Genomic DNA, 890 nt, shown 5'->3' with positions numbered 1-890 from the left:
AACGTTACACTTCCAGAAGATTAAGACCAAGACCTCTTCGGAGGTCTTTTTTTTAAGTTACTACTGTAGAATTTAAGTAAAGGAATGACCCCATAGCATGAACACTGGCAACACCACTTCAGGAAAGCTAAATAAACTCTACGCTCGCGACATTATGACTCCACACGTCAAATCTGTCCCACAATCCTGGACCATGCAGCAATTTTCTGCCTTCTTATCTGATAACAATATCTCTGGCAGCCCCGTTGCTAATCAAGAAGGGCAGCTTATTGGCATTGCTACACTTAAAGATATTGCCGACTTCCACTTAAATTCTGTTGATAGCTCTTATGAGGAACAGCTCAGCGAAGAAGAGAAGCTCGAAGCAAGACGCTTACGTATGATGATTTTTGAAGGCATGGCCAAACTTCCAGTAGAAGTAGGCGATATTATGACCCCAATAATTTTCTCCGTCGACGAGGAAACAGCCATTGTCGACGTCGCTAAACTAATGATGGAGGAGCATTTACACCGCGTTTTTGTCAAAAAAGGTGAAGACCTGAGCGGTATCATTACTACTTATGATCTACTCAAAGTCATCGTCGATGAAGCTGCTAGCTAAATACGCTTAGCTCTAATTGATGGCATCACACTTGATGGCACAATCTGGTCAGTTAACTATCAACCCTAAGTTGCATAAGTCAGAGGTTTTTGTATGGTAAAAAGTAAGTTAAAACACAACAAGAAGCTTTATGTACTCGATACCAATGTACTAATCCACGAACCAGAGTCTATTTACAAGTTTGATGAACACGCAGTGTTTATTCCTCTTCGAGTATTAGAAGAACTCGATGGTCACAAACGAGGCAAAAATGAAATTGCCCGCAACGCTCGGCAGGCTCACCGTTATC

At 41.7% G+C, this 890-nt stretch carries 2 protein-coding genes; both read left to right on the top strand.

Annotation, left to right across the window (positions count from 1 at the left end):
* Window positions 1-97: 97 nt before the first annotated feature.
* Window positions 98-601, top strand: a complete 504-nt coding sequence (locus A3735_RS06420) for an HPP family protein (protein WP_068513817.1) — start codon at window positions 98-100, stop codon at window positions 599-601.
* Between the two features lie 93 nt (window positions 602-694).
* A partial coding sequence (locus A3735_RS06415; protein ID WP_231882449.1) for a PIN domain-containing protein occupies window positions 695-890 on the top strand: 196 nt, incomplete at its 3' end.

The organism is Oleiphilus sp. HI0061 (genome assembly GCF_001635675.1).
Note: the sequence above shows the minus strand (reverse complement) of the source record. Positions and strands in the feature narration are given on the sequence as shown.